25 protein-coding genes and 2 pseudogenes are annotated in these 26,274 nt (G+C 72.0%); 13 read left to right on the top strand and 14 right to left on the bottom strand.

Features of this window, described 5'->3' with window-relative positions:
- The first annotated feature begins 58 nt into the window (after positions 1–58).
- A complete protein-coding gene (locus tag BMW99_RS06420) occupies positions 59–1,537 on the top strand; it encodes a glycosyltransferase family 87 protein (RefSeq protein ID WP_069465912.1) in 1,479 nt (492 codons plus the stop codon).
- A 128-nt stretch (positions 1,538–1,665) separates the two neighbouring features.
- On the opposite strand, the gene BMW99_RS06415 is transcribed toward BMW99_RS06420, so the two are convergent.
- The 3 genes from BMW99_RS06415 to BMW99_RS06405 form a co-directional block, all read right to left on the bottom strand.
- The gene (locus BMW99_RS06415) at positions 1,666–2,706 is read right to left on the bottom strand and encodes an alanine racemase (protein WP_069465911.1); all 1,041 of its coding nucleotides are present in this window, start codon (positions 2,704–2,706) and stop codon (positions 1,666–1,668) included.
- Positions 2,707–2,739: 33 nt separating this feature from the next.
- The gene (locus tag BMW99_RS06410) at positions 2,740–3,861 is read right to left on the bottom strand and encodes a lipid II:glycine glycyltransferase FemX (protein WP_069465910.1); all 1,122 of its coding nucleotides are present in this window, start codon (positions 3,859–3,861) and stop codon (positions 2,740–2,742) included.
- Between the two features lie 141 nt (positions 3,862–4,002).
- Entirely contained in the window at positions 4,003–4,293 is a 291-nt protein-coding gene (locus BMW99_RS06405) for a hypothetical protein (protein WP_069465909.1), read from the bottom strand.
- A 309-nt stretch (positions 4,294–4,602) separates the two neighbouring features.
- On the opposite strand from BMW99_RS06405, the gene rpsF reads away from it, so the two are divergent.
- From rpsF to rplI, 4 genes are read left to right on the top strand one after another with little or no spacing between them, the layout of a single operon-like run.
- Positions 4,603–4,893 carry a 30S ribosomal protein S6 gene (gene rpsF, locus BMW99_RS06400; RefSeq protein ID WP_069465908.1) on the top strand — a complete coding sequence of 97 codons (291 nt, stop codon included), beginning with the start codon at positions 4,603–4,605 and terminating at the stop codon, positions 4,891–4,893.
- 57 nt (positions 4,894–4,950) lie between these two features.
- Positions 4,951–5,559, top strand: a complete 609-nt coding sequence (locus BMW99_RS06395) for a single-stranded DNA-binding protein (protein WP_069465907.1) — start codon at positions 4,951–4,953, stop codon at positions 5,557–5,559.
- Positions 5,560–5,600: 41 nt separating this feature from the next.
- Positions 5,601–5,837 (top strand): 30S ribosomal protein S18, encoded by a 237-nt coding sequence (gene rpsR, locus BMW99_RS06390; RefSeq protein ID WP_031512678.1) that lies wholly within the window; start codon positions 5,601–5,603, stop codon positions 5,835–5,837.
- Between the two features lie 16 nt (positions 5,838–5,853).
- Entirely contained in the window at positions 5,854–6,303 is a 450-nt protein-coding gene (gene rplI, locus BMW99_RS06385) for a 50S ribosomal protein L9 (RefSeq protein ID WP_069465906.1), read from the top strand.
- Positions 6,304–6,462: 159 nt separating this feature from the next.
- On the opposite strand, the gene BMW99_RS06380 is transcribed toward rplI, so the two are convergent.
- The gene (locus BMW99_RS06380) at positions 6,463–8,064 is read right to left on the bottom strand and encodes an MATE family efflux transporter (protein WP_079138810.1); all 1,602 of its coding nucleotides are present in this window, start codon (positions 8,062–8,064) and stop codon (positions 6,463–6,465) included.
- Between the two features lie 380 nt (positions 8,065–8,444).
- Here BMW99_RS06380 and dnaB point away from each other — a divergent pair, with 380 nt between their 5' ends.
- Entirely contained in the window at positions 8,445–9,899 is a 1,455-nt protein-coding gene (gene dnaB, locus BMW99_RS06375) for a replicative DNA helicase (protein ID WP_069465905.1), read from the top strand.
- A 42-nt stretch (positions 9,900–9,941) separates the two neighbouring features.
- Here dnaB and BMW99_RS06370 read toward each other — a convergent pair whose 3' ends face one another.
- On the bottom strand, positions 9,942–10,475 hold the full coding sequence (locus BMW99_RS06370) for a GNAT family N-acetyltransferase (RefSeq protein ID WP_069465904.1): 534 nt from the start codon (positions 10,473–10,475) through the stop codon (positions 9,942–9,944).
- A 201-nt stretch (positions 10,476–10,676) separates the two neighbouring features.
- Here BMW99_RS06370 and BMW99_RS06365 point away from each other — a divergent pair, with 201 nt between their 5' ends.
- Positions 10,677–11,456 (top strand): hypothetical protein, encoded by a 780-nt coding sequence (locus tag BMW99_RS06365; protein ID WP_069465903.1) that lies wholly within the window; start codon positions 10,677–10,679, stop codon positions 11,454–11,456.
- A gap of 43 nt (positions 11,457–11,499) precedes the next feature.
- On the opposite strand, the gene BMW99_RS06360 is transcribed toward BMW99_RS06365, so the two are convergent.
- The 4 genes and pseudogenes from BMW99_RS06360 to BMW99_RS43305 form a co-directional block, all read right to left on the bottom strand.
- Positions 11,500–12,243 (bottom strand): nucleotidyltransferase domain-containing protein, encoded by a 744-nt coding sequence (locus BMW99_RS06360; RefSeq protein ID WP_069466343.1) that lies wholly within the window; start codon positions 12,241–12,243, stop codon positions 11,500–11,502.
- Positions 12,244–12,345: 102 nt separating this feature from the next.
- Complete coding sequence (locus tag BMW99_RS43315; RefSeq protein WP_456049146.1) at positions 12,346–12,567, bottom strand: putative Ig domain-containing protein; 222 nt, start codon at positions 12,565–12,567, stop codon at positions 12,346–12,348.
- 195 nt (positions 12,568–12,762) lie between these two features.
- Positions 12,763–14,559: pseudogene (locus BMW99_RS43310) on the bottom strand (beta-glucosidase); the annotation flags it as partial.
- Between the two features lie 171 nt (positions 14,560–14,730).
- Positions 14,731–15,696, bottom strand: a pseudogene (locus BMW99_RS43305) (discoidin domain-containing protein); the annotation flags it as partial.
- A gap of 151 nt (positions 15,697–15,847) precedes the next feature.
- Here BMW99_RS43305 and BMW99_RS06350 point away from each other — a divergent pair.
- Both BMW99_RS06350 and BMW99_RS06345 read left to right on the top strand, forming a co-directional pair.
- Complete coding sequence (locus BMW99_RS06350; RefSeq protein WP_069466344.1) at positions 15,848–16,705, top strand: class I SAM-dependent methyltransferase; 858 nt, start codon at positions 15,848–15,850, stop codon at positions 16,703–16,705.
- Between the two features lie 197 nt (positions 16,706–16,902).
- Positions 16,903–18,222 carry a serine hydrolase domain-containing protein gene (locus tag BMW99_RS06345; RefSeq protein ID WP_069466353.1) on the top strand — a complete coding sequence of 440 codons (1,320 nt, stop codon included), beginning with the start codon at positions 16,903–16,905 and terminating at the stop codon, positions 18,220–18,222.
- Here BMW99_RS06345 and BMW99_RS06340 read toward each other — a convergent pair.
- The gene (locus tag BMW99_RS06340) at positions 18,161–19,732 is read right to left on the bottom strand and encodes a DHA2 family efflux MFS transporter permease subunit (protein ID WP_079138882.1); all 1,572 of its coding nucleotides are present in this window, start codon (positions 19,730–19,732) and stop codon (positions 18,161–18,163) included. The two genes, BMW99_RS06345 and BMW99_RS06340, sit on opposite strands and share 62 nt — an antisense overlap.
- 177 nt (positions 19,733–19,909) lie before the next feature.
- Between BMW99_RS06340 and BMW99_RS06335 the strand changes: the two genes are divergently transcribed.
- Together BMW99_RS06335 and BMW99_RS06330 are read left to right on the top strand one after the other, a co-directional pair.
- Entirely contained in the window at positions 19,910–20,416 is a 507-nt protein-coding gene (locus tag BMW99_RS06335) for a MarR family winged helix-turn-helix transcriptional regulator (RefSeq protein WP_069466346.1), read from the top strand.
- 130 nt (positions 20,417–20,546) lie between these two features.
- On the top strand, positions 20,547–21,719 hold the full coding sequence (locus tag BMW99_RS06330) for a globin domain-containing protein (RefSeq protein WP_407640263.1): 1,173 nt from the start codon (positions 20,547–20,549) through the stop codon (positions 21,717–21,719).
- A gap of 7 nt (positions 21,720–21,726) precedes the next feature.
- Here the strand turns inward: BMW99_RS06330 and BMW99_RS06325 are convergent, their stop codons facing one another.
- The 3 genes from BMW99_RS06325 to BMW99_RS06315 all read right to left on the bottom strand — a co-directional run bounded on the left by BMW99_RS06325 (position 21,727) and on the right by BMW99_RS06315 (position 23,930).
- The gene (locus BMW99_RS06325) at positions 21,727–22,230 is read right to left on the bottom strand and encodes an NUDIX domain-containing protein (protein WP_069466347.1); all 504 of its coding nucleotides are present in this window, start codon (positions 22,228–22,230) and stop codon (positions 21,727–21,729) included.
- Positions 22,231–22,356: 126 nt separating this feature from the next.
- Positions 22,357–23,556, bottom strand: coding sequence for a cystathionine gamma-lyase (locus tag BMW99_RS06320; RefSeq protein WP_075016391.1), 1,200 nt, complete (start codon positions 23,554–23,556; stop codon positions 22,357–22,359).
- Positions 23,553–23,930, bottom strand: a complete 378-nt coding sequence (locus BMW99_RS06315; protein WP_069466348.1) for a phage holin family protein — start codon at positions 23,928–23,930, stop codon at positions 23,553–23,555. Before BMW99_RS06315 ends, BMW99_RS06320 begins: the two co-directional genes overlap by 4 nt.
- A 78-nt stretch (positions 23,931–24,008) precedes the next feature.
- Between BMW99_RS06315 and BMW99_RS06310 the strand changes: the two genes are divergently transcribed.
- Both BMW99_RS06310 and BMW99_RS06305 read left to right on the top strand, forming a co-directional pair.
- Positions 24,009–24,326 (top strand): cupin domain-containing protein, encoded by a 318-nt coding sequence (locus BMW99_RS06310; protein ID WP_069466349.1) that lies wholly within the window; start codon positions 24,009–24,011, stop codon positions 24,324–24,326.
- 108 nt (positions 24,327–24,434) lie between these two features.
- Positions 24,435–24,647 carry a DUF5326 family protein gene (locus BMW99_RS06305; protein ID WP_069466350.1) on the top strand — a complete coding sequence of 71 codons (213 nt, stop codon included), beginning with the start codon at positions 24,435–24,437 and terminating at the stop codon, positions 24,645–24,647.
- A 35-nt stretch (positions 24,648–24,682) separates the two neighbouring features.
- Here BMW99_RS06305 and BMW99_RS06300 read toward each other — a convergent pair whose 3' ends face one another.
- Entirely contained in the window at positions 24,683–26,125 is a 1,443-nt protein-coding gene (locus BMW99_RS06300; protein ID WP_075016390.1) for a YibE/F family protein, read from the bottom strand.
- Positions 26,126–26,274 lie beyond the last annotated feature (149 nt).

Raw genomic sequence — 26,274 nt, 5'->3', positions numbered from 1 at the left:
GGCGAATCGTCGCCGCGGGGGCTCTCGCGTACACAGTCGCGTACGGCAGGATGGCGCCATGACGAGCGTGCGCGACCGTGAAGACGACGACCGGCGAGAGCTCCGGGTGCGCCCCACCGACGAGGACCCGGTGGCCGCCTCCGGCAGCGAGTTCATCGGCGGCCCGGCCGGCCGGCGGATCCTGATCGGCGGCTCCCGCTGGTGGAACCCGCTGCGGGTGATGGCCCTGGTCGTCATCGGCATGTTCGCGCTCGGCATGGCCCAGAAGGCGTCCTGCTACACCCAGGACTGGTTCCTGCCCGGCGACCTGCAGTACGCGCACGCCTGCTACTCCGACATCCCGCACCTCTACGACCAGCGCGGCTTCGGCTCGGACCTGGTGCCGTACTTCGACAGGATCCCCGACTCCGTCAGCGGCTCGGGCTCCGTCCACTACCTCGAGTACCCGGTGCTGACCGGGCTGTTCATGGAGGTCGCCTCCTGGGTGACCCCGCACGACACGGCCACCAAGAGCGCCCAGGCGTACTGGATCGCCAACTCCGCGATGCTCATGGTGTGCGCGGTCGTGCTGGTGGTGTGCGTGGCCCGGACCAACAAGCGCCGCCCCTGGGACGGCCTGTTCGTCGCGCTGTCACCCGCCCTCGCGCTGACCGCCACCATCAACTGGGACCTGTTCGCGGTGGCGCTGACGGCCGCCGGGATGATGCTCTGGTCGCGGGGCAGGCCGGCCGCCGCCGGTGTGCTCATCGGCCTGGCGACCGCCGCCAAGCTCTACCCCGTGCTGCTCCTGGGCGCCCTTCTCGTGCTGTGCCTGCGGGCCGGGCGGCTGCGCTCCTTCGGCGCGGCCCTGGGCTCGGCGGCCGCCGCCTGGCTGATCGTCAACCTGCCCGTGATCCTGCTCGCGCAGCACGGCTGGGCCGAGTTCTACACCTTCAGCCGCACCCGGCCCACCGACTACGGGTCGCTGTGGCTGATCATCTCCGAGCGCGCCCGCATCCCGCTGAGCAACGTCAACGCGTACGCCACCGCCATGATGCTGGTGCTGTGCGCGGGGGTGGCGGCCCTGGCCCTGTTCGCTCGGCGCCGCCCCCGGATCGGGCAGATCGCGTTCCTGGTGGTGGCGGCCCTGATCCTCAGCAACAAGGTCTACTCGCCGCAGTACGTGCTGTGGCTGCTGCCGCTGGCCGTGCTGGCCCGGCCGCGCTGGCGCGACCTGCTGATCTGGCAGGCGACCGAGGTGCTGTACTTCCTCGGCATCTGGATGCGGCTGGCCTACGTCACCGGCACCAAGCACCACGGCCTGACCTCCGACGCCTACCACCTGGCGATCGCCGCGCACCTGCTGGGCGTGCTGTACCTGTGCGCCATGGTCGTCCGGGACATCCTGCTGCCCCAGCACGACGTGGTGCGGCAGGACGGCGCCGACGACCCGGCCGGCGGCGTCCTGGACGGCGCCCAGGACGTGTTCGTCCTCGGGGCCGCGCCGCACGAGCCCAAGCACGCGGCGCACGCCGTATCGGGCCAGCACCTCACCTGACGGGACCGGCCCGCGACGGGCCGGAACCCGGACCGTGTCCGGACACGTGTAGGGCCCGCCACCCATGGGGTGGCGGGCCTTACACGTGCACACGTACGCCGGGCGCTCCTGCGCGTCCCCGCAGGGCCTTACGCGGGCTGGCGGTCCACGACCCGGTCGACCTGCGTGGTGGTGTGCCGCAGGTGGGCCACCAGCTCGTCGCCGACGGCCGGCGGGGCCACGTCGGCCGGCAGGTAGAGGATCGACACCTGCATGTGCGGCGGCTCCGCGAACCAGCGCTGCTTGCCGGCCCACACGAACGGGGACAGGTTGCGGTTGACGGTGGCCAGGCCGGCCCGGGCCACGCCCTTGGCCCGCGGCATCAGGCCGTGCAGCGCCTTCGGCGCCTCCAGGCCGACACCGTGCGAGGTGCCGCCCGCGACGACCACCAGATGCCCGTCGGCGGCCGCCTTCTCCTGCCGGTAGCCGTAGCGCTCGCCCTTGGCGATGCGGGTGACGTCGAGCACCGCGCCCCGGTACTCCGTCGCGTCGTGGTCGCCCAGCCACATCAGGGTGCCGATCCGGGCCCGGAACCGGGTCTGCGGGAACTGCTGCTGCAGCGCGGCCAGTTCGGGCGCCTTCAGGTGGCTGACGAACATCGTGTGCAGCGGCAGCCGTGCGGCCCGCAGCCGCTCCATCCAGGTGAAGACCTCCTCCACCGCGTCGCTGCCGTCGGTGCGGTCCAGCGGCAGGTGGATGGCGAAGCCCTCCAGACGGACGTCGTCGATGGCGGTGTGCAGCTTGACCAGGTCGTCCTCGGCCACGCCGTGCCGCCGCATCGAGCTCATCACCTCGATGACGACGCGTGCGCCCACCAGGCCGCGCACGCCCTCCACCGAGGACACCGAGCGGATCGCCCGGTCCGGCAGCGGCACCGGTTCCTCGCCGAGCCGGTACGGCGTCAGCACCAGCAGGTCGCCGCTGAAGTAGTCCTTGATCCGTGCGGCTTCGTACGTGGTGCCCACGGCCAGCATGTCGGCGTGCAGCCGGGTCGCCTCGTCGGCGAGCCTCTCGTGCCCGAAGCCGTATCCGTTGCCCTTGCAGACGGGCACTATGCCGGGGAACTGCTCGGCCACGGAACGGTGGTGGGCACGCCAGCGCGCCGAGTCGACGTACAGAGTGAGCGCCATCGCCTGGTCAGGACCTTTCGTGCAAGTCGGCCGTCAGCGGCGCGACATGTAGATGTCGAGTGCCTTGTGCAGCAGCTTGTTGAGCGGGAAATCCCACTCGCCCAAGTATTCGGCAGCCTGGCCGCCTGTGCCCACCTTGAACTGAATGAGTCCGAACAGGTGGTCGGTCTCGTCCAGGGAGTCACTGATGCCGCGCAGATCGTAGACGCTCGCGCCCATCGCGTACGCGTCGCGCAGCATCCGCCACTGCATCGCGTTCGACGGCCGCACCTCGCGCTTGTGGTTCGCGGAGGCGCCGTAGGAGTACCAGACGTGGCGGCCCACCGTGAGCATGGTGGCCGCCGCCACCGCCTCGCCCTCGTGGACGGCCAGGTACAGCCGCATGCGGTTGGGGTCCTCGCCGTTGAGCTTGGTCCACATGCGCTGGAAGTACGACAGCGGGCGCGGCCGGAAGTGGTCGCGCTCGGCGGTGATCTCGTAGAGCTGCTGCCAGATCGGCAGGTCGTCGTAGCCGCCCTGGACCACCTGGACGCCGGCCTTCTCGGCCTTCTTGATGTTGCGGCGCCACAGCTGGTTGAAGTTCCGCTGGATGTCGTCCAGGGAGCGGTTCTCCAGCGGGACCTGGTAGACGTACCGCGGCTGGACGTCGCCGAAGCCCGCGCCGCCGTCCTCGCCCTGCTGCCAGCCCATGCGGCGCAGGCGGTCGGCGACCTCGAAGGCGCGCGGCTCGATGGACGTGGCCTCCACGTCGCGCAGGCGCTTGACGTCCGGGTCCGCGATGCCGGCCTTGACCGCGGTCGCGTCCCACCTGCGGATGATGACCGGCGGCCCCATCTTGACGGTGAAGGCGCCCTGGGACTTCAGGTGGCTGAGCATCGGCTGCAGCCACTCCTCCAGGTTGGGCGCGTACCAGTTGATGACCGGGCCCTCCGGCAGGTACGCCAGGTATCGCTTGACCTTGGGGATCTGCCGGTACAGGACCAGGCCGGCGCCGACCAGCTGGCCGCTCTTGCCGTCGAACCAGCCGAGGCTCTCCGACCGCCACTCGTTCTTCACATCAGCCCATGCCGGGACCTGGCAGTGGCTCGCCGACGGCAGGCTCTGGATGTACGCCAGGTGCTGCTCGCGGCTGATGGTCCTCAGGGTCAGGCTCATGCGGGGCGCTCCCCATGCTCACGACTGCGGGCTTACTGGCCCGAAGCCTACTGCGCATGGGGAGCGCCTCCGCTATGGACCGCGGGGTCCTTTCAGCCGGTTCGTCTCCCGGTTCGCCGGGGCGGCGGATCGGTTGCCCGGCTACCAGAGCCCGCCGTGCGCCACTCCGAGGAAGAAGCCGAGCCCTGCCATGCCCAGGCCGATGATCAGGACGAACCGCTCCGCGGTGGTGGCCGAGATGAACTGGCCGTAGCCGCCGGTGACGATTCCCACCAGCCCCGTCCACGAGGCGAGGAGGTGGAGGCTGTAGAAGCCGGCTGTCGCGACCGAGATGATTCCGAGCACCACGGTGACGGCGACCAGCGTGTTCTCCAGGGGATGAGGCTGGCCGTCGGTGTTGAAGGTGAAGTGATGGGTCCGTTCCAGCGCCATGGGGCACCTCCGTGACGGAGTCGTTGCGCGCGGTAGCGCGGTCACACCCGATGTGTACAGATTGCGGGCATTAGGCACCGGATTTCAACCCGGGGGACCGTCCCGGGTAGTCTGTACTTTCTGCAACGGTGTCCGCGTGGACGCCCGGGTCCGCCCGGGGTCGCCCTCCGACGACGGCGACGGCGGCCGGCGATGTCCTCGGACGTCATCCGCGCTGTCAGTGCCCCGCGCTACCGTTGCGACGCAAGCACAAACCCTCCTGCCACGGAAACGCCGTGGCCGCTGAGTCCAAAGGAGGTGGGTTCCACTATGCGTCACTACGAGCTCATGCTCATTCTCGACCCCGATCTTGAGGAGCGCGCTGTCTCCCCGCTGATCGAGTCCTTCCTGTCCGTCGTCCGCAACGGCGGCGGCAGCGTGGAGAAGGTCGACACCTGGGGCCGTCGTCGTCTCTCCTACGAGATCAACAAGAAGCCCGAGGGCATCTACTCGGTCGTCGACCTCAAGGCCACGCCTGAGGTCATCAAGGAGCTCGACCGTCAGCTCAACCTGAACGAGTCGGTGCTGCGGACCAAGGTCCTCCGTCCGGAACTTCACTAGTCCGGACTTCGAGTAGCAGTCACCAGCACTGCCCACAGCCAGTCGAGAGGTCATCCCATGGCAGGCGAGACCGTCATCACCGTCGTCGGCAATCTCGTCGACGACCCCGAGCTGCGCTTCACCCCGTCCGGTGCGGCGGTCGCGAAGTTCCGTGTCGCGTCCACTCCCCGCACCTTCGACCGGCAGACCAACGAGTGGAAGGACGGCGAGAGCCTCTTCCTCACGTGCTCGGTCTGGCGGCAGGCGGCGGAGAACGTCGCCGAGTCGCTCCAGCGAGGCATGCGCGTCATCGTGCAGGGCCGGCTGAAGCAGCGGTCGTACGACGACCGTGACGGCGTCAAGCGCACGGTCTACGAACTGGATGTCGACGAGGTGGGCGCCAGCCTGCGCAGCGCGACGGCCAAGGTCACCAAGACGAGTGGTGGCGGCGGTCGTGGCCAGCAGGGCGGCGGCTACGGAGGCGGCGGCCAGGGCGGCGGTCAGGGCGGCGGCCAGGGCGGTTGGGGTTCCGGCTCCGGCGGCCAGGGCGGCGGCGCTCCTGCCGACGACCCGTGGGCGACCAGCGCACCGGCCGGCGGTGGCCAGGGTGGCGGAGGAGGTTGGGGCGGCGGCTCCGGCTCCTCCGGTTCCTCCGGTGGCGGCTACTCGGACGAGCCGCCCTTCTAAGGGCGGACCCTCACACTTCTTGATCGCATAGGAGAAACACCATGGCGAAGCCGCCCCCGCGCAAGCCTAAGAAGAAGGTCTGCGCGTTCTGCAAGGACAAGACCGTGTACGTGGACTACAAGGACACCAACATGCTGCGGAAGTTCATTTCCGACCGCGGCAAGATCCGTGCCCGCCGCGTGACCGGCAACTGCACCCAGCACCAGCGTGACGTCGCCACGGCCGTGAAGAACAGCCGTGAGATGGCGCTGCTGCCGTACACCTCGACTGCGCGCTAAGGGAGGATGAACCAGTATGTCCAAGATCATCCTCACTAACGAGGTCAGCGGCCTCGGTGCCGCCGGCGACATCGTCGACGTCAAGCCGGGCTACGCCCGCAACTACCTGATCCCGCGTGGCTTCGCCATCGCGTGGACCAAGGGTGGCGAGAAGGACGTCGAGCAGATCCGTCGCGCGCGTCGGATCCGTGAGATCCACTCGCTCGAGGACGCCACCACCGTCAAGGGCCAGCTGCAGGGCGTCAAGGTCAAGCTGGCCACCCGTGCCGGTGACACCGGCCGCCTCTTCGGGTCCATCACCCCGGCTGACATCGCCACGGCGATCAAGTCCGCGGGTGGCCCGGCGGTCGACAAGCGCCGTGTCGAGATCGCCTCGCCGATCAAGACGCTCGGTGCGCACAAGGTCTCGGTGCGCCTGCACCCCGAGGTCGAGGCTGTCCTCGACGTCGAGGTCGTGGCTGCGTAACGCGGCATTTGTTCCACGTGGAACATTGGGCCGGCTCCCCGGAAACGGGGGGCCGGCCCTTCGCCGTCGGGGGCGGTACTTGGGGGCTACGGGTACTTGGCGCGGCGTGGCACGGCCCAGTGCGGTCCGCGTGCGCGGTCTGCTCCCGACCGGGCCAGGTCAGCGCGTGGCGCCGGTGACCACCCAGCGGCCCGAGCGGGCCCGCAGCCACAGGGCCGCGAGCCGGGTGGCCATCATCAGTGTCAGCGCCCCCCACAGGGCCGCCAGGCCCGCGCCCAAGGCGGGCACGGCCAGTGCGGCGGGCGCGAAGACCGCGAGCGTCACCAGCATCGACCAGGCGAGGTACGGTCCGTCGCCCGCGCCCATCAGCACGCCGTCGAGCACGCAGACCACCCCGGTCACCGGCAGGCCGACGGCGACGACGAGCAGCGCCGAGGAGAGGGCGCTCTGCACGGCCGGGTCGGAGCTGAACGCCGGCCCGATCAGCGGGCGCGCGAGCGCGACCAGCACGCCGAGGACGACCCCGCAGGCCACACCCCACTCGATCATGCGGCGGCAGGCCGCCCGCGCCCCGGCCGCGTCGTCCGCGCCGAGGTAGCGGCCGATGATGGCCTGGCCCGCGATGGCGATGGCGTCCAGGGCGAACGCCAGCAGCGACCAGACGGTCAGGGTGATCTGGTGCGCGGCGATGGCGGTGTCGCCCAGCCGCGCGGCCACCACGGTCGCGAGCAGCAGCATGGCCCGCAGGCTGACGGTGCGGACCAGCAGCGGAGCCCCGGCCCGCGCGCAGGCGCGGATCCCGGCGGCGTCCGGCCGCAGCAGGGCCCGCCAGCGGGCGGTGCCGTCGCCGGCTCGCTCGCCGGCCCCGTCCGCGTGGCCGCCGGCGAGGGCACCTGAGCCGGACTGCCTGCGGATGCCGCGTACGACGACCCACAGGTAGACCGCGGCCATCGCGTTCTGGGTGATGACCGTGCCCCAGGCGGAGCCGGCGATGCCGAGTCCGGCTCCGTAGACGAGGGTCGCGTTGAGCCCCGCGTTGGCGGTGAAGCCCGCGACGGCGACGTAGAGCGGGGTGCGGGTGTCCTGCAGGCCGCGGAGGACGCCGGTGGCGGCCAGGACCACGAGCATCGCGGGGATGCCGAGCGCGCTGATCCGCAGGTAGGTGGTGGCGTAGGGGGCGGCGGTGGCGGAGGCGCCGGACAGGTCGGCCAGGGCCGGGGCGGCGGGCAGCACGCCGGCCACCACCAAGGCGCCGAGCAGCAGCGCGAGCCAGATGCCGTCCACGCCCTGCTTGAGGGCCGCGGTCAGGTCGCCGGCGCCGACGCGGCGGGCGACGGCCGCGGTGGTGGCGTAGGCGAGGAAGATGAAGACGTTGACGGCGGTGGTCAGCAGGGCGGCGGCGACGCCGAGGCCGGCGAGCTGGGCCGTTCCGAGGTGGCCGACGACCGCGCTGTCCACGATCACGAAGAGCGGTTCGGCCACCAGGGCGCCGAACGCGGGGAGCGCGAGCGCGAGGATCTCGCGGTCGTGGCGCGAGGTGCGGACGGTACGCCCGGGCCGGGAGGACCGGAAGGACCGGAAGGACCGGCTGGATCCGGTGGGGGGAGCGGGGTGTCCGGAGCCGATGGGACCGGTGTCGCCGGCGGCCGTCGCCGAGGGCACCGGGGGCCGTTCCGAGGGAGTGCCCGAGGGAGTGGTCGCCGCATTCACGGGATCAGCATAATCGTCCACAGGTAAGAGGTGATGTAGCTTGTGGATCATTACGAGTGACTGCGTAGAGTGATCTCCTCCGCGTCGTTTGTCGCGATCTTGATCCAGCGGCCAAACTTTTTCTCCTGCACAGGCTATGGATGAAGAAAGGCCAGGTCAGAAGGGATCACGCGGGCCGACCGCCGCCTTGTCCACAGCACTGTCCCAAGGGCTGTACACAGGTTGGGGGCACTTCTCCACAGGTATGCCGCCGTCGTCCACATCCCCTGTGGATAACGAGGTTGGTGCGACCGCCCGAGGGGCCTACCGTGGACCGTCCCCCGACGCGCGGAGTGCGGATGCCGGGAGGCGCAGTTGTCGTCAGTCGCGCCGTGAAAGAGTGGCACGCACGCGGGTCCCGCGGACCGGTCGGAGGGGAGGAGGTGGCCGATATGAGCCAGCCCGAACCCGACGGTCCCTGGAACGACCTCCCGCCCGACGGCCCCCCGCCGGTCAGCCAGTTCCGCAAGAAGGGCGACCGCGGAGGCGGCGACGAGGGGCGGTTCAGCGAGGGCGGCAACGCCTTCGAGCGCGTCCCCCCGCAGGATCTTGACGCCGAGCAGTCCGTGCTGGGCGGCATGCTGCTGTCCAAGGACGCGATCGCCGACGTCGTCGAGGTGCTCAAGGGCCAGGACTTCTACCGTCCGGCCCACGAGACGATCTACACCGCGATCCTCGACCTGTACGCACGCGGCGAGCCCGCGGACCCCATCACGACCGCGGCGGAGCTCACCAAGCGCGGCGAGATCGCCCGCGTCGGCGGCTCGCCCTACCTGCACACCCTCGTCAACGCGGTGCCCACCGCCGCCAACGCCGAGTACTACGCCGAGATCGTCCACGAACGCGCTGTCCTGCGGCGCCTGGTGGAGGCCGGCACCCGCATCACGCAGATGGGGTACGCGGCCGACGGCGACGTCGACGAGATCGTCAACAGCGCGCAGGCGGAGATCTACGCGGTCACCGAGCAGCGCACCTCCGAGGACTACCTGCCGCTCAGCGACATCATGGAGGGCGCGCTCGACGAGATCGAGGCGATCGGCTCGCGCAGCGGCCAGATGTCCGGCGTGCCGACCGGCTTCACCGACCTCGACTCCCTGACGAACGGCCTGCACCCCGGCCAGATGATCGTCATCGCCGCCCGCCCCGCCATGGGCAAGTCCACGCTCGCCCTGGACTTCGCACGCGCCTGCTCGATCGCCAACAAGATGCCCAGCGTCATCTTCTCCCTGGAGATGGGCCGCAACGAGATCGCGATGCGCCTGCTGTCCGCGGAGGCGCGGGTGGCGCTGCACCACATGCGTTCGGGCACCATGACGGACGACGACTGGACCAAGGTCGCCCGCCGGATGTCCGACGTCACCGAGGCCCCGCTCTACATCGACGACTCCCCGAACCTGTCGATGATGGAGATCCGGGCCAAGTGCCGCCGCCTGAAGCAGCGCAACGACCTGCGCCTGGTCGTCATCGACTACCTGCAGCTGATGCAGTCCGGCGGTTCGCGCCGCCCGGAGTCCCGCCAGCAGGAGGTCTCCGACATGTCCCGGAACCTCAAGCTCCTCGCCAAGGAGCTCGAAGTCCCGGTCATCGCCCTCTCGCAGCTGAACCGAGGCCCCGAGCAGCGCACCGACAAGAAGCCGATGGTCTCCGACCTCCGCGAGTCCGGCTCCATCGAGCAGGACGCCGACATGGTCATCCTGCTCCACCGCGAGGACGCCTACGAGAAGGAGTCCCCCCGCGCCGGCGAGGCCGACCTCATCGTCGCCAAGCACCGCAACGGCCCCACCGCCACCATCACGGTCGCCTTCCAGGGCCACTACTCCCGCTTCGTGGACATGGCCCAGACCTGACGGTTGCCCGCCCTGTCGGTGCCCGCGGGACGGGTGGCCGGATCAGGAGTGGAACTCGGTCAGGTCGATGGCGTGAACGTGGAGGGGATGGCCGTACACCGGATGGGTCGTCTCGCGTTCCAGGACCATGCCGAGCTTGCGCATCACGTTCTCCGAGGCGTCGTTGCCCACCCTGCTGATGCTGATGACGCGATCGAGACCGCGGTCCTGGACGGCGAACTCCAGGGCGGCGTGGGCGGCTTCGGAGGCGTAGCCCTGGCCCCAGTACTGCCGGCCGAGGCGCCAGCCGATCTCCACAGCGGGCAGCACCTCGGGCAGGAAGTAGGGCACGGACAGGCCCGCGAAGCCGGCCAGCTCGCCCGAGGCCAGCAGCTCGACGGCGAAGAGACCGAAGCCCTCCTCGTCCCACTCCTCCTCCCAGCGTTCGATGTCCGCCGCCGTCTGGTCCGGATCGCGGACGGAGCCGTCCCCGATCCAGCGCATGACCTGCGGGTCCGCGTTGATCTCCGCCATGGGCGGGAGGTCGTCGTCCTGCCAGCGGCGGAGGATGAGGCGAGGGGTCTGGATCTCGGTCATGGCACCCATCCTGCCGAGTGCACCGGCCTCGGCGGTAATCGCGTCGTGCGGGCGCTCACGCGGTGGGGTACCGCGTCCGGCGGGCGTCGAAGGTTAGGACGCGTCAGGCTCGTGTCGGCGGGCGCGGTCAGGCGCCGGCGGGTGCCGTTCGTGGCGGGCGGGCTCTTCCGCCGGGCCGGACACGGCTGCCAGGATCGGGGGATGGTGACGCTTCGGCATGCCGTGACGCTGGAGCCCGTGCCGCGCGACTGGTTCGAGGACGCACTGCGCGCCGTGGTCGACGCGGTGGAGGAGCTCCGGGAGGAACGCAAGCGCCTGTTCGCGGGCGGTGAGCGGGTGCCGGCGGTACGGCTCGCGGCGGGGCACCACATCGGGCGCGGCGCCCGCTATCTGATCGAGGACGTCGACGACGCGGGCGTCGTGGCCTTCACGCATCGCGTGGACGTGCGGGCCTGGGACCGCTCGGCAATCCGCCTGCGGTACGAGGGGACGTCCGCGGAGCTGCGGGTGCGGGGGGAGGCGGAGCTCCGCGGGGTGGACAGCCCCGCGGCCCTGAAGTGGTCGGGGGACGTCCGGGGCTCCGGGTCGCGGTACCGGCGTGGCCGGGTGAAGGCCGCGCTGGACCTGCGCGCATGGTGGGGCCAGACGCCCGGCGGCCCGGCGCCGCTGACCGCCGACCTGCGCCACCCGCTCGTCAGGGCGGCCGTGCGGGTCACGATGACGCGGGCGAAGGACGGCCGGTGGCGGACCGTCGTCGCGGTCACCTCGCGGGGCCGCGGCTGGGCCCGTCCGCCCGCCGCCGTGGCCGCCGTCCTGGGCGGCTTCTTCCTCCGCCGCGCCTACCGGCGCGGCCTCGACGACTTCGCGCGGGAGTGGAACGCCGAGGTCCCGCGCATGACCTCCCGCACACCGGGGGAGCTCAAGGCCGAGTTCCTGCACGGCCTGGCCGCGGGCCCGGCGGACGCGGGGACCGCGGACTGACCGGACCGGATGAACGGCCCGGACTGACCGGCCCGGGCCGGCGTCACGCGGTGAGGACGCGCTGGATCGCGGCGCGGGTGAAGGCGCGGGCCTGGCGGGCGCGGCGGACGCGCTGGGGGGCGGTCAGGGGCTGCGGGGTGCCGTAGCGGCGGGCGCGGATGTCGTCGATGAGGTCGGGCGGGGCGCCGAGCGCGGGCAGGACGTCGAGGGCCTCGCCCTTGCTGATCAGGCGCCCGTCGGTGAGGGTGACGCCGGCCCTGGCGGTGGTGAGGGCGCCGAGGTCGACCCAGATGTCCTGCAGCCAGCGCACGGGCTTGCCGGTGGCCGGCAGCCAGAACGTGCGCAGGTCGCGGCGGACGAAGTCGGCGAGCTCGGCGTCGGTGACCTCGGGCAGGAGGGCGCTGGGCGGCGGCCCGGACAACGACAGGTCGCCGGTGCGCAGTTCGCGCCTGCTGACCGGGGTCACCGTCCGGTGCATGAGCTCGCGGTGGGCCCACGTCAGGTGGCGTACGTCGTGGTCGGGGAGCCGGTCGCGCACCACGTACGAGCAGTGCAGCTTCTCGGCCTGCGGGTGGGCGGCCTCCAGTTCCCGGTGGAGGTCCTGCAGCCGGTCGCGCTGTGCGGCGTCGGGCGCGCAGCGGACCACGGCGATCATGTCGAGGTCGCTGCGTCCGGGCTGGAAGTCGCCGAGTGCCAGGGAGCCGTGGGCCCACAGGGCGTCCAGCGGGACCGCCTCCTGGATCCCTTCGAGGAAGCGGTCGAGGAGTGCCTCCACGCCGTCGGCCATGGCTCGACTATCGCACGGGCGCGGGCCGGCCGGGCAGACGAAACCCGGTCGGCCCGCGCCCGGTTCACGCGGGTCGGACGGCCGCCGTGCGGCGGCGCGCCGTCAGGTGACCGTCCACACGAAGGTGGCGGCGCCGCTCGCGCCCGAGGCGCCGCGGGCGGTGACCGTCACGGTGTAGGTGCCCTTGGCGGTGCCCGCGCCGGTGAGCCGGCCCGACGCGTCGACGGTGACACCCGGCGGCAGGCCCGTCGCGGTCCAGGACGTGCCGGCCGCCGCGTTCGGGTCGAGGACCCAGTCGACCGCGTGGTGCAGCGGGCTGCTCATGCCGTACGGGTTCGGCACGGACAGGCCGGCCGCGGCGGTCGCCGTTCCCGCCGCCGTACTCGCCGCCGTGCTCGTCGCGCCGCCGGCCGCCTTCGCCATGACGGAGGCGGGGGCGGCCGCCGGGGCCGCGGCCCCGTTGACGGTGGTCGGCACGGTGAGCGTCCCGGACACCGGCAGGTTGCGCGAGGAGTCGCCCAGCAGGATCTGGTAGGAGCCGGCCGCGGTCGTCCAGTTGCTGCTGCCGGTGTTCCAGTAGGCGAGGTCGTGGGTGCTGACGGTGAACGTCAGGGTCTGCGCCTGGCCGGGGTTGAGGGTCACCCGCTGGAAGCCGCGGAGCTGGTGCACCGGCTCGCCGGTGGACGCCGGATCGCCGACGTACAGCTGGGCGACGTCGGTGCCGGCCCGCGATCCGGTGTTGGTGACCGTCACGTGCACGGTCGCGGTGTTCCCGCTGAGCGCGCCCACCTGGAGGTTGCTGAACCCGAAGGTGGTGTACGACAGGCCGAAGCCGAACGGGAAGAGCGGCGTGATGTTCTTGGTGTCGTACCACTTGTAGCCGACGTTCAGGCTCTCGCTGTACTGCACCTGCCCGTTGGTGCCCGGCCACTGCGCCGGGGTGTTCGCGGGCACGTCCGCGAGCGACTTGGGGAAGGTGACCGGGAGTTTGCCCGACGGATTGACGTCGCCGAAGAGCAGCGCCGCCATCGCGGTGCCGATCTGCTGGCCCGGGTAGAACGCCTCGAAGACGCCCGCGACCTGGTTCAGCCACGGCATGTTGATCGCCGAGTTGTTGTTCAGCACCACGATGGTGTGCGGGTTCGCCGCCGCGACCTGGGCGATCATGTCGTTCTCGGCGACGGAGCCGCCGCCGTTGTTCGGCAGGTCGAGCGTGGTGGTGTCGTGCTCCTCGTTGCCGTAGTTGTCCGACGCGTAGACGATCGCGACGTCGGAGCCGCGGGCGAGGCTCACCGCCGACGCGAGGTTGGTCGCGTCGTTGTACTGGACGGTGGTGCCGGTGCCGGCGACCCGGTTCTGCATGCCGGTGATCGGCCACACCGTGCCGGGGCTGGTGACCGTGGCGCTGCCGCCGCCGATGGTCTGCACGCCCGCGCCGCCGTCCCAGCCGATCACCGCGATCGAGTGGGTGGTGGCGGTGGACAGCGGCAGGATGCCGTTGTTCTTCAGCAGCACCGCGCCCTCCTCCGCGCCCTGCAGCGCGACCTGCGCGTGGGCCGGCGTGGTGACGGTGGCGTCGTTGGAACCGCTGGGCGCCTTGTCGAACAGGCCGAACGCGAAGAACTGGGTGAGCAGCCGGCTGACCATCGTGTCCAGCGTGGCCTGGCTGACGGTGCCGCTGGCGACGGCCTGGGCGAGGAAGTCGGCGTAGAAGTAGCCGTTGGGCATCTCGACCGTCAGGCCCGCGTTGGCGGACTCCACCGTCGAGTGGGTGCCGCCCCAGTCGCTGGTGATGAAGCCGCCGAAGTTCGCCTGCTGGTAGAGCCCGGTGTTCATCAGGTCGGGGTTCTGGCAGGCGGGGACGCTGTTGACCACGCTGTAGGCGCACATCGCCGCCGCCGGCGAGCCCTGCTGCACCGCCGCCTGGAACGCCGGCAGGTACAGCTCCTGCAGGGTGCGCTTGTCGACGACGACCGTGCCCGCCGGATTCTCGATGTTGTAGACGGCCACGTGCTTCATCTCGGCCATCACGCCCTGGCTCTGGATGCCGCGGATGTCGGCGGCGGCCAGCTGCCCGTTGAGGTACGGGTCCTCGCTGAACGTCTCGAAGGACCGGCCCCAGCGCGGGTCGCGCACGATGTTCAGCGTCGGGCCCAGCGCCACCTGGACGCCCTTGCCCGCGAACTCCGCGCCGATCGCCGATCCGTACTGCTGCTCCAGCGTGGTGTCCCAGGTCGCCGCGGAGGCGTTGGCGGAGGGCATCTGCGTGACGCCGCCGAGCCCGTCGCCGACACCGTGCGGGCCGTCCTGGAGGCCGATGTCGGGGATGCACAGCGAGGGGATGCCGGTGATGTTGCCGATGTACGGCGAGGAGTTGTTGTTGCCGTGCAGGATCGACACCTTCTGCGCCGTGGTCATCTGCGCCATGACCTGCGCGACGCGGGTGGCGACGGGCGCGGTGGAGCCCACCCAGGGGCAGCTGCCGTCGCCGCCGCCCGGCGGGGTGCCGGTGCCGCCCGGCGTGAGGATCGTGAACTCCCAGAGGGAGTAGCCGTACTGGGTGGCGCGCACCGTGCCGTACATCCGCACGTAGCGGCCGGTGGCGTCGAAGCTCAGGTTCTCGGTGCCGCCGGGCCCGGTGGTCGTGGAGTACACGGTGTGCCAGTCGTTGGCGTTGCCGGTGTCGGAGACCTGGATCTGGTACGCCTTCGCGTACGCGGTCTCCCAGATCAGCTGCGCGCCGCAGAGGGTCTGCGAGGAGCCCAGGTCGACCTGGACCCACTGCGGGTCGGAGGCCGCGCTGGACCAGCGGGTGCCGGCGTTGCCGTCGAAGGCCGCCGAAGCGGGCGTGCCCGCGTTCTCCGTGGACGACGCGGTGGCGGGCTTGCCGAGTGCGGCCGTGGTCGTGCCGCAGGTGGCCGGAGGGGTGCCCGAGCCACCGTAGACCTGGAACTCCCAGAGCGAGTAGCCCCATTGGGTGGCCCGCTGGGTGCCGTACATGCGCACGTAGCGGCCCGATCCGGAGACGGTCAGCGTCTGGGTGCCGCCGGTGCCGGTCGTGGTCGAGTACAGCGTGTTCCACGTGGAACCGTCGGTCGAGGCCTGGATCTGGAACGCGGTCGCGTACGCCGTCTCCCAGTTCAGGACGACCTGCGTGAGCGGCTGGCTGGATCCCAGGTCGACCTGGAGCCACTGCGGGTCCGCGGCCAGGCTCGACCAGCGGGTGCCGGTGTCGCCGTCCACCGCGGCGTTCGGGGTGAAGGCGTCCTGGACCGAGGAGGCCGTGGCCGGCTTGCCCTGTGAGAGCAGCGTGGGCGTGGCCGCGTGGGTGGAGGTCGGGGCGAGGGAGAGGTAGAGGGAGGCGATCAGCGCGAGGGCGAGCAGGAACACGCTCTGAGGTGATCGTCGGAAACGTTTACGGCCAGGCAGGAGGTCGCGTGGGGTGACCCTCATGTCGTGGGCTCCTCTGTCGGATGTCGGCTCTGGTGGGGGGTGAACCGCTGCGCTGTGCTGAGAGCGCTCTCTGACCGTCGTGATATCTACGCCCGCGCTGAGGGAGTGTCAACCTTTCTCACATCGCCCGCACCGGTGGGAGCCTGAGGTCATGTCAGAGGAGAACGGCAGGATCAAGGTCGCGTTGGAAGGCGTCCCCGAGACGCTGCTGTGGAATCTGTACAACCGGGCGGCCGAGGCCCGGCGGCCCGGCTCGCGGCTGCTCGACGACCCGCGGGCCGTCGAGCTGGTGGACCGCATCGACTACCCCTTCGAGCGGTTCGGCACCGCCATGGCGCAGTGGCACGCCCTGCGGGTGCGCTGCCTGGACGACGAGGTGCGGCGCTTCGTCGCGGAACGCCCCGGTGGCACGGTGGTGGCACTCGGCGAGGGCCTGGAGACGCAGTTCTGGCGGGTCGACGACGGCCGGGTGCGCTGGCTCACGGTCGACCTGCCCGAGACCGTCGAGGTGCGCCGGACACTGCTGCCCGACGATCCGCCGCGCCGCCGCAGCCTCGCCTGCTCGGCGCTGGACCTGCGCTGGATGGACGAGGTGGGCGCCGACGTGCCCGGCCGGGACGTGCTGGTGACCGCCCAGGGACTGCTGATGTACCTGCCGGAACGGGACGCCAAGGGCCTCATCGCCGCGTGCGCCGAGCGCTTCCCCGGCGGCCGGTTCCTCTTCGACGCACTGCCGCGGGCCATGGTGGCCCGCAACCAGGCCGGCGCGATGGACCCGGCCGACGGCGGCTACCGGGCGCCGCGCTGGGAGTGGGGGATGGACGTCAAGGAGTACCGCAAGGTGGCCTCGGCCTCCCCGTACATCGCCGGGGTGCGGAGCCTGCGGCTGGGCCGGGGCCGCGGCCCGTACGCGATCGCGCCGCTGTCGCACCTGATCCCCGGCCTGCGTGCGCTGCGGATGTCGATCGTCGCCGTCCGTTTCCGTGAGGAGACCGGGACGGCCGATTAGCATGACGGCCGTGTGCCCCGCGTGGGTGCGCGGCCGGGCCCACCGCGGGCGCGGCACGGGCCCGGCCGTTGCTGCGCCGGGCCGTCGACAGCGACAGGAAAGGCGAACAGTTGGCAGTTGAGCCCCAGTTCCCGAGCGGCACCGACTCCCCGCAGGCGTACGCGGGCGGCCTGCTGCCCGCCACCCGGCGGGCCCTGATGCACCGGGTGGCCGTCGGCCAGGCCGAGGGCCGCGCGCCCTCGCTGGTGGCGGCGGTGGTGCGCGACGGGCAGCCGGTGTGGACCGGCTCGCAGAGCATGGTCGAGGGTCATGCGCCCGACGCGGACACCCAGTACCGGATCGGTTCGATCACCAAGACGTTCGTCGCGGTGCTGGTGATGCGGCTGCGTGACGAGGGGAGGCTGGAGCTCACCGACCCGGTGGGACGTCATCTCCCGGTGGTCGACGGGGCCGCCGGTGTGACCGTCGGCCAACTCCTCGCCCACACCTCGGGCCTGGCCTCCGAGACGCCCGGCCCCTGGTGGGAGCGCACGCCGGGTGAGCTGCGTCCCGAACTGGCCGACGTGCTCGGTCCGGAGCCGGCCAAGCTGCAGCCCGGCCGCCACTACCACTACTCCAACCCCGGATACGCCCTGCTGGGCGCCGTGGTGGAGCGGCTGCGCGGGATGCCGTGGGGCGAGGCGCTGGCCGCCGAGGTGCTGGAGCCGCTCGGCATGGACCGGACCACGCTGCTGCCGCACCAGCCGGCCGCGGGCGGGTTCGCGGTGCACCCGTGGGCCGACGTGATGGTGCCCGAGGCCGTGCAGGAGACCGGACGCATGGCGCCTGCCGGGCAGTTGTGGTCGACGGCCGCGGACCTGTCCCGCTGGGCGGCCTTCCTGGCCGCCGGCCGTGACGGGGTGCTGAGCGCCGGCACCCTGGAGGAGATGCGGCTGCCGGCCGCGCCCCCGTCCGCGGTGGACCCCGACGGGGGCTACGGCCTCGGCCTGCAGCTGGCCCGGCGCAACGGCCGTCAGCTGGCCGGGCACACCGGCTCGATGCCGGGATTCCTCGCTGCGCTGTGGATCAGCGAGGAGGACGGGATCGGCGCGGTCACCCTCGCCAACTGCACCTCGGGGCTCGCCATCGGCGGGGTGGCCGCGGACCTGCTGGCGATCGCGGCTGACGCCGAGCCCGCCTTCCCCGCGCCCTGGCGGCCGGACCCGGACCTCGATCCGGCGCTGGTGGACCTCGCCGGCCCCTGGTACTGGGGTACGTCCGGCCATGCCCTGCGGGTCAGGCCCGGCGGCGAGCTGCACCTCGCGCCGCTGACCGGCCAGGGCCGCGGGTCACGGTTCCACGTGGAACCCGACGGCACCTGGACCGGTCGTGAGGGCTACTACGCGGGTGAGACGCTCCGCGTGGTGCGCCGGGCCGACGGCTCGGTGAGCCATCTCGACCTGGGGTCCTTCGTGTTCACACGCGAGCCGTACGATCCGTCGGCCCCGGTGCCGGGGGGTTTCCCGGGCTGGCGCTGAGCGTCCGGTCCACGGGCCCGCGGACCGCGGGCCCGTGCCCACCGGTCCGGCCGTCGGCCGGCCGGGCCGGGGGGCGCAGCAGCGCCGCGGCGATGACGGTGGCCGCGGCCAGCAGGCCGGCGGCGGTCAGGAACGCCAGGTGGTAGCCGCTGGTCAGGGCCTGCGGGAGAGGGGCGCCCGCGGCCAGCCGGTGGTCGGTGCGGGCGCCGGCGAGCGAGGCCAGCACCGCCAGGCCCAGGGCACCGCCGATCTGCTGGGCGGTGTTGAAGACCCCCGAGACCAGGCCGGAGTCGGCCGGTGTGGCGTCGGACATGCCGAGGGTCATGAGCGAGGGCATGGCCAGACCGAAGCCCACGCCGAACACCAGGATCGCCGGCAGGATGTCCACCGCGTAGGAGGCGTGCGCGGACGGTGCCCTGGCCAGCAGCAGGAAGCCGGAGGCGAACAGGGCCAGGCTGGGCAGCAGTACCGCGCGCTGCCCGAACCGGGCGCCGAGCCGCGCGGACAGCGCCAGCGACATCACCCCGATGACCAGGCCGGTCGGTGCGATGGCCAGCCCGATCTCCAGCGGGTCGTAGCCCAGCACGCGCTGGAGGTAGAGGGCGGACAGGAACTGGAAGCCGAAGCCGGCGGCCACCATCAGGGCCTGGACGAGGTTGGCGCCGGAGACGATCCGGGAGCGGAACAGCCGTAGCGGCAGCAGCGGTTGCGCGGCCGTGGCCTGCCGCAGCAGGAACGCGGCGAGCAGGACCAGCGACAGGGCGCCGGTGATCGCCGTGGAGGCGGCGGTCCAGCCGAGGTCGGCGGTGCGCACGATGGTGGCGACCCCGAGCATGAGGGCGGCGGTGACCAGCACCGCACCCGGTGCGTCGGCGCCGCGCAGCGAACGTGCCCGGCCGGTGCGCCCGTTCGGCCGGTCGTCCGGCAGCAGGCGCAGGCTGAGCAGGGCGGCGGCCGCGCCGATGGGCAGGTTGACGAAGAAGATCCAGTGCCAGTTGACGGCCTGGGTGAGGATGCCGCCGAGCAGGAGCCCGAGGACGCCGCCCGCGGACTGGGTGAAGCTGTAGACGCCCATCGCCCGGGCCCTGCCGCGGGGTTCGGGGTAGAGGGCGATCACCATGCCGAGCGCGACCGCGGAGACCATGGCCCCGGCTGCGCCCTGGACGAAGCGTGCGGCGATGAGCAGGCCGGCCGAGTCGGCGATGCCGCACAGCAGCGAGGCCGCGCTGAACGCGGTGAGCCCGGCGACCAGGAGGCGCCGCCGGCCGAGCAGGTCCCCGATGCGGCCGGTGAGCAGCAGCAGCCCGCCGAACGCGATGAGGTAGGCGTTGACCACCCACGCCAGTCCCGCCTGGGAGAAGCCCAGGTCGCGCTGGATGGACGGCAGTGCGACGTTCACGATCGTCCCGTCGAGGATGATCATCAGGGTGCCGGCGCTCAGCACGGCGAGGGCTGCTCCGGGCGAGCGGGGCGCCGGTGCGGCGAGCGGCTCGGGCAAGGGCTGTGGCATGGGAAGTCGCCTCCTGGCGGGATCGAGTGCCAAGACCGACCGTAGCAGATGGTTTTGTTGGAGACTATCTATCTCGGACTCAAGGGTGTTCGCGGTTCGCGGTTCCCCCTGGTCGCGGGTGAAATAGGTCCGCTAGCGAATAATCCCGTAGCGGATCTCTTTGCTAGCCTTGGCGGTATGACCGCGCAGACCGTGCCCGCAAGCCCCGTCGGGACGCCCGACCTGTCGTACCTCATGCAGCACACCGCACATGTGCTGAGTACGCAGATGACGGCGGCGCTCGCGGAGATCGGCATGTCGCCGCGTGCGCACTGCGTGCTCGCCCACGCGCTTCAGGCGGAGCGGACGCAGGCCCAGATCGCGGAACTCTCCGACCTGGACAAGACCACGATGGTGGTCACCGTCGACATGCTGGAGCGCAACGGGCTGGCGGAGCGGGTGCCGTCGGCCACCGACCGCCGGGCGCGGATCATCAAGGTCACGCCGAAGGGTCAGGAGATCGTCGCCGCAGGCCAGGGCATCGTGGACCGGGTCCACCGGGACCTGCTCGGCGCTCTGCCCGACGACGAACGCGCGGTTTTCGTCTCGGCGCTGAACCGTCTGGCCACGGGCCACTGCGCGGTGCCGGCCGAGAGTCCCGAAGGCGCCCAGGGCGTGCGCAGGCCGCGCCAGTCGCGGAAGTGAGGCCCCCGGTTCCCCGGTGACGCTGAGTGTTCCACGTGGAACATCGCGTCGTGATGCGCGGAACAGGGGCACGAATCGTACGCGCCCCGCCGTCCCCGGGGGCCGACCTTCTCGCAATTCACACGATGCGGTGGGTGCGGCTGGCACGCTCGACACCATCATGGACGCCAAGCCGCCGTCGCCGGACGCCTTCCTCATCCGGCGCACCATGGATGAGATCGCGCCGGTCGCGGACAAGGCGACCTCGTACTTCTACGCGTTGCTGTTCCTCCGCCGTCCCGACCTGCGTGACCTGTTCCCGGTCGGGATGGAGGCCCAGCGCGACCGGTTGTTCAAGGCCCTGCTCACCGCGGCCGACCGGATCGACGACCCGGCCGCGCTCACCGAGTACCTGGCGCAACTGGGCCGCGGCCACCGCAAGTACGGCACCCAGGCCCACGACTACCCGGCCGTCGGCGAGGCGCTGATCGGCGCCCTGGCCCGCTACGGCGCGGCGGTGTGGACCTCCCAGACGGAGGCCGCCTGGATCCGGGCCTACACCGTCGTCTCCCAGGTCATGATCGACGCGGCGGCGGCCGACGAGCAGACCGCGCCCCCCTGGTGGGACGCCGAGATCGTCGCCCATGAGCGGCGGACCCCGGACGTGGCCGTGCTGACCGTGCGTCCCGGGCAGGCGTACCCCTTTCTCGCCGGGCAGTACACCTCCGTGCAGACGCCGTGGTGGCCACGGGTCTGGCGGCACTACTCCTTCGCCTCCGCACCCCGTGCCGACGGCCTGCTCACCTTCCACGTCCGCGCCGTCCCGGCCGGCTGGGTGAGCAACGCGCTGGTCCACCGGGCCGGCGCCGGCGACGTGATCCGCCTGGGCCCGCCGGCCGGCAGCATGACCGTCGACCACTCCAGCGGCGACGGCCTGCTCTGCCTGGGCGGCGGCACCGGCATCGCCCCGATCAAGGCCCTGGTCGAGGACGTCGCCGGGCACGGTGTCCGGCGCTCGGTCGACGTCTTCTACGGGGCCCGGCACACCCGCGACCTGTACGACCTGGACACCATCCTCGCGCTCAAGGCCCGGCACCCGTGGCTGTCGGTGCGCACGGTCGTTTCCGACACCCCGCCGGACGCGCGGTCCGGGCCGCTGCCCGAGGCCGTCGAGGAGTTCGGGCCGTGGGAGGCCTACGACGCGTACCTGTCCGGGCCGCCGGGGATGATCCGCAGCACCGTCGACACCCTGGTGCGCATCGGGATGCCCTCGCACCGCATCCGGCACGACCTCGTCCACGAACTCGTGGCCGCCGGGGACTGACCGGACGTCACCCCAGGTCGGGACCGAGCAGCCCCAGCACGCCCTCGATGTTCGCGTCCAGGTAGTGCCGCAGCGTCAGCGGGACGATGTCCACCGAGGCCAGTCCCATCCTGCTGAACGGCACCCGCACCACCTCGTAGTCGCCGCGCGGCTCGTCGACCTCGGGGCCGTGCCGCCGCGCCGGGTCCATCGACTCCAGCCGGCACACGAAGAAGTACTGCACCTTCACCCCGTGCGAACCGTCGTCGGCGATGTGCTCGATGGTGTCGACGAACGCCGGGACGGCGTCGGTGATCTTGCCGCCGAGTTCCTCGTCGATCTCGCGGTGCAGCGCGGCGAGGACGTTCGGGTCCTCGTCCTCGACGCCTCCGCCGGGGGTCACCCAGTACGGGGCGATGCCGGGCTTGGTCCGCTTGATCAGCACGAGGTGGTCGCCGTCGAGGATGATCGCGCGGGCGGTGCGCTTGACGACCGGGCGAGCGGTGGCACTGGGAGGCGAGTCCGGGGGCATGCCTGAGATCTGCCGCGGCGAGCCGGGGGGCAAACGTGTCACGGCCGCCCAATCACGGGACCGCTGGTGGGGGGCCGTGGCCCCGGCCACCGGCCGCGCCGGGTCCCCCGACCCGGCGGCGCGGGCTCAGCCCGCGGCCTCGTCCAGGGCCCGCAGCACGTCGGCCACGATGTCGTCCGGATCCTCGATGCCCACCGAGAAGCGGACGAACCCGGGCGGAACCGCGTCCCCGCCCCAGCGGCCGCGCCGCTCGGCCGTGCACTGCACGCTGCCGAAGCTCGTGGCCTCCGCGGTGAGCCGCAGCGCACCCAGGAAGCGCTCGGCGTGCGCCTGGTCGGGCAGGGTGAACGACACCACGCTCCCGAACCGGCGCATCTGCGCGGCCGCCACCGCGTGCGAGGGGTCACCGGGCAGGCCCGGGTGCCGCACGTCGGCGACCTCGGGACGAGTCAGCAGCGCCTGCGCCAGGGCCATCGCGTTGCCCGCCTGCCGGTCCACCCGCAGCGCGAGCGTCGCCAGGGACCGGTGCGCCAGCCACGCCTCCATCGGTCCCGGGATCGCGCCGACGAGCTTGCGCCACTTCCGCACGCCCGCCGCCAGCCCGGCGTCCCGCGTGGTCACGTACCCCATCAGCAGGTCGCCGTGCCCGGACAGGGCCTTCGTGCCGCTGGACACCGAGAAGTCGGCGCCCAGCTCCAGCGGCCGCTGCCCCAGGGGCGTGGCCAGCGTGTTGTCGACGGCCACCAGCGCCCCCGCCGCGTGCGCCGCGTCGGCGAGCCGCCGGATGTCGCACACGTCGAGACCGGGGTTGGACGGCGTCTCCAGCCACAGCAGCCGGGCACCCTCCAGCGCCCGTACCTGGGCGTCGCCCGCGGTGGGCGCGAGGCGCACCTCGACGCCGAAGGACTCCAGGCGCTCCTGCAGCGCGCGGGTCGCCTGGTAGCTGTCCGACGGCAGCACGACCGTCTCGCCGGACCGGACCTGGGACAGCAGCACGGCGGCGACCGCCGCCATGCCCGAGGCGAACGACACCGTCGCCGCCGCGCCGTCCCCCGGCGCCTCCAGGCCGGCGACGGCCGTCTCGAGCAGGTCCCACGTCGGGTTCTCGTCCCGGCCGTAGGTGTAGGGCCCGGCGGCCTCCCCGGGCAGGTGGTAGTGCGAGACGAACACCGGGCCCGGCAGGCTCGGCTCGTAGGGGGTGGCCGGCGGACGGCCGGCGTGCACGCTGCGCGTGCTGTCGCCCGGCCCCGCGGGCCCCTCCGAAGCGGAGCCCGCCGCGCCCGCGGTGTGGTGCGTGTGGTGTGTCCCCCCGGTTCCGGCGCTCACTCGTCGTCCGGGAGCACGACGTGCAGCGCCCAGGACACGATGCTGATGATCAGGCCGCCGAGGACCGCGGTCCAGAAGCCGGAGACGTGGAACTCCAGGTTGAGCTTGCCCGACAGCCACGACGTCAGCAGCAGCATCAGGGCGTTCACCACGAGGGTGATCAGGCCCAGGGTGAGGATGAACAGCGGGAAGGCCAGGACCTTCACGAACGGCTTGACCAGCCAGTTCACGAGGCCGAAGACCAGGGCGACCAGGATGAGGCCCAGGATCTTGCGACCGGTGGAGTCGCCGGTGAGCGTGATGTCCTTGAGCAGCCAGATGGCCACGGCCAGGGCCCCGGCGTTGGCCAGGGTCTTGACGATGAAATTCTTCATGGTGTGATCGTCGCAGAACCGATCACCAGGACAAGAGACCGGACAGAACCGTAGCTGTACCGCAGCCTAGGAGTGGCGATGAAGGTGTTCCGGCTGGACGACCTGGACGCGGAACGCGCGGCCAACCAGGGCGCCTACCTGCGCTTTCTCAAGGAACGCAGTATGTCGGCCGGGCTGTACGCGCTGTCCGCGGGGCAGCAGGACCCGCAGGCCCCGCACGCCCAGGACGAGATCTACCTGGTGGTCAGCGGCCGCGCCTCGCTCACCGTGGGTGACGAGACGACCGCGGTGGCGCGCGGCAGCGTGGTGTTCGTCCCGGCCGGGACGGCGCACCGCTTCCACCACATCAGCGAGGACCTCAGGGTCGTCGTGGTGTTCTCGCCCCCGGAACCCTAGGGGTGCGTTCAGGGTCGGACGAGGGCTCCCGGGCCTCCGCGCGGGGTCGGGATGGCCCTACTCTCGAAGTACCGGAACGCTACGGCAAACAAGGAGACTACGAGCGTCATGGACAACCTGCTGAAGAACCTGCCCTGGTGGGTCAAGTGGATCGGCATCCCGGTCATCGCGCTGGTGGTCTTCGGCGGACTCATCGCGAGCCTGATCAGCATCGTGGTCGGCCTGCTGTTCAAGGTCATCGTCTTCGTGATCCTCGTCGGCGCCCTGGTCCTCGTGGTGAAGCGGGTCACCGGGGGCGGCGGGTCCAAGCGCGACTGGTGACACCCCGGTGAGCGCCGTCCGCGGTGGCGGGGCGCTCACTTCGCCCGGCGGCGGTGACTGCCGCCGCCCGAGCCCCCGGGGCGCCCCGCGCCCCGGACCCCGGCCGGCTGCCCCGGCACCGCGGGACCTCCCGCGAGCGGGCGGCCGGCGGTCGTGTGTCCGGACCCGCTGCCGCGCAGCCCGCGGTCGGCGCCGACCACGAGCGCGGCCAGTGCCGTCGTCACCGGCACCGACGCCACCAGCCCGATGCTGCCCACCAGGGTGCGCACGATCTCCTCGGCGACCAGCTCGCTGTCCGCCACCTGCACCACACCGCTGCGGGCGATCGAGAAGAGCAGCAGCAGCGGCAGCGCCGCACCGGCGTACGCCATCACCAGGGTGTTGACGACAGACGCGATGTGGTCCCGCCCGATGCGCATCCCCGCGCCGTACAGCGTGCGCCAGCTCGCCCCCGGATCGGCGTCCTTCAGCTCCCACACCGCGGCGACCTGCGTCACCGTCACGTCGTCGAGCACGCCCAGCGAGCCGATGATGATCCCCGCCAGCAGCACGCCCTTGATCTCGATGTGCGGGTACAGCGTGTGGATCAGGCCGGTCTCGTCCGAGGTGTTGCCGGTCAGGTGGGCCCAGCCGATGAAGGCCGAGCCCAGCAGGCCGATCAGGAACAGGGAGCACAGCGTGCCGATCACCGCGACCGAGGTGCGGGCGTTCAGGCCGTGGCACATGTACAGCGCGGCCAGCATGATGGCGCTGCCGCCGATCACCGCGACCAGCAGCGGATCGTCGCCGCGCAGGATCGCCGGGAGGATGAACAGCGTCAGCACCGCGAACGACACCGCGAGCGCGACCAGCGCCATGACGCCGCGCAGCCGTCCCACGACGATCACCGCCAGCGCGAAGATGCCGGCCAGCAGCGCGAGCGGCATGCCGCGCTGGATGTCGACGACGGAGTAGTGCTGGCCCGGCGGAGCCTTCGGCGCGTAGGCGAGGACCACGCCCTCGCCCCGCGTGTAGCGGCGGGTCTGGTCCGGCTGCACGATCTCGGTGAAGCGCGCGCCCTTGTCCGGACCGGCGGTCACCTCGATCGTGGCCTTCTGGCACGCGTCGCTGACCGGACCGCCCGAAGCGGGCTGGTCGGGCAGGGCGTTCGCCGCCTTGCAGGAGATGCCGACCAGCGCGACGACCGTGCCCTTGCGGGTCTGCTGGTCGAAGCCGACGCCCGTGCGGTCGTGCCCGGGAGCGCCGCCCGGCCACAGCAGCACCAGGCCCGCCACCACCGCGGCCGCGAACGGCACCAGGATCGCGGCGATCACCTTCCGCAGGTGCTTCGAGACCGGCGGCACCGGCCCGTGGCTGTGCCCGTGACCGTGCCCCGGGCCGTGACCGGTGCCGTGACCGGTGCCGTGGCCTGTGGCCGGCGTGCTGCCGGGACCGTGCTCGTGAGCGGGGCCGTGCGCGGCGGCTGGGGAGGAGTCCACGCGCCGATCATCGCAAGGCCTCTGGTGTGTGTCCGCAACCGTTCGCTACCGTTGGGGCCACCTTTGCACAACGCGGGAGCTCGGAGCACCGGGCTGAGAGGGCGCTGGATCGCGAAACGCGACGGCTGCGCCGACCGCCGAACCTGTTA

Source organism: Actinacidiphila rubida, from assembly GCF_900110255.1.
GTDB lineage: Bacteria > Actinomycetota > Actinomycetes > Streptomycetales > Streptomycetaceae > Actinacidiphila > Actinacidiphila rubida.
This window is presented reverse-complemented; position numbering and strand designations above follow the sequence as displayed.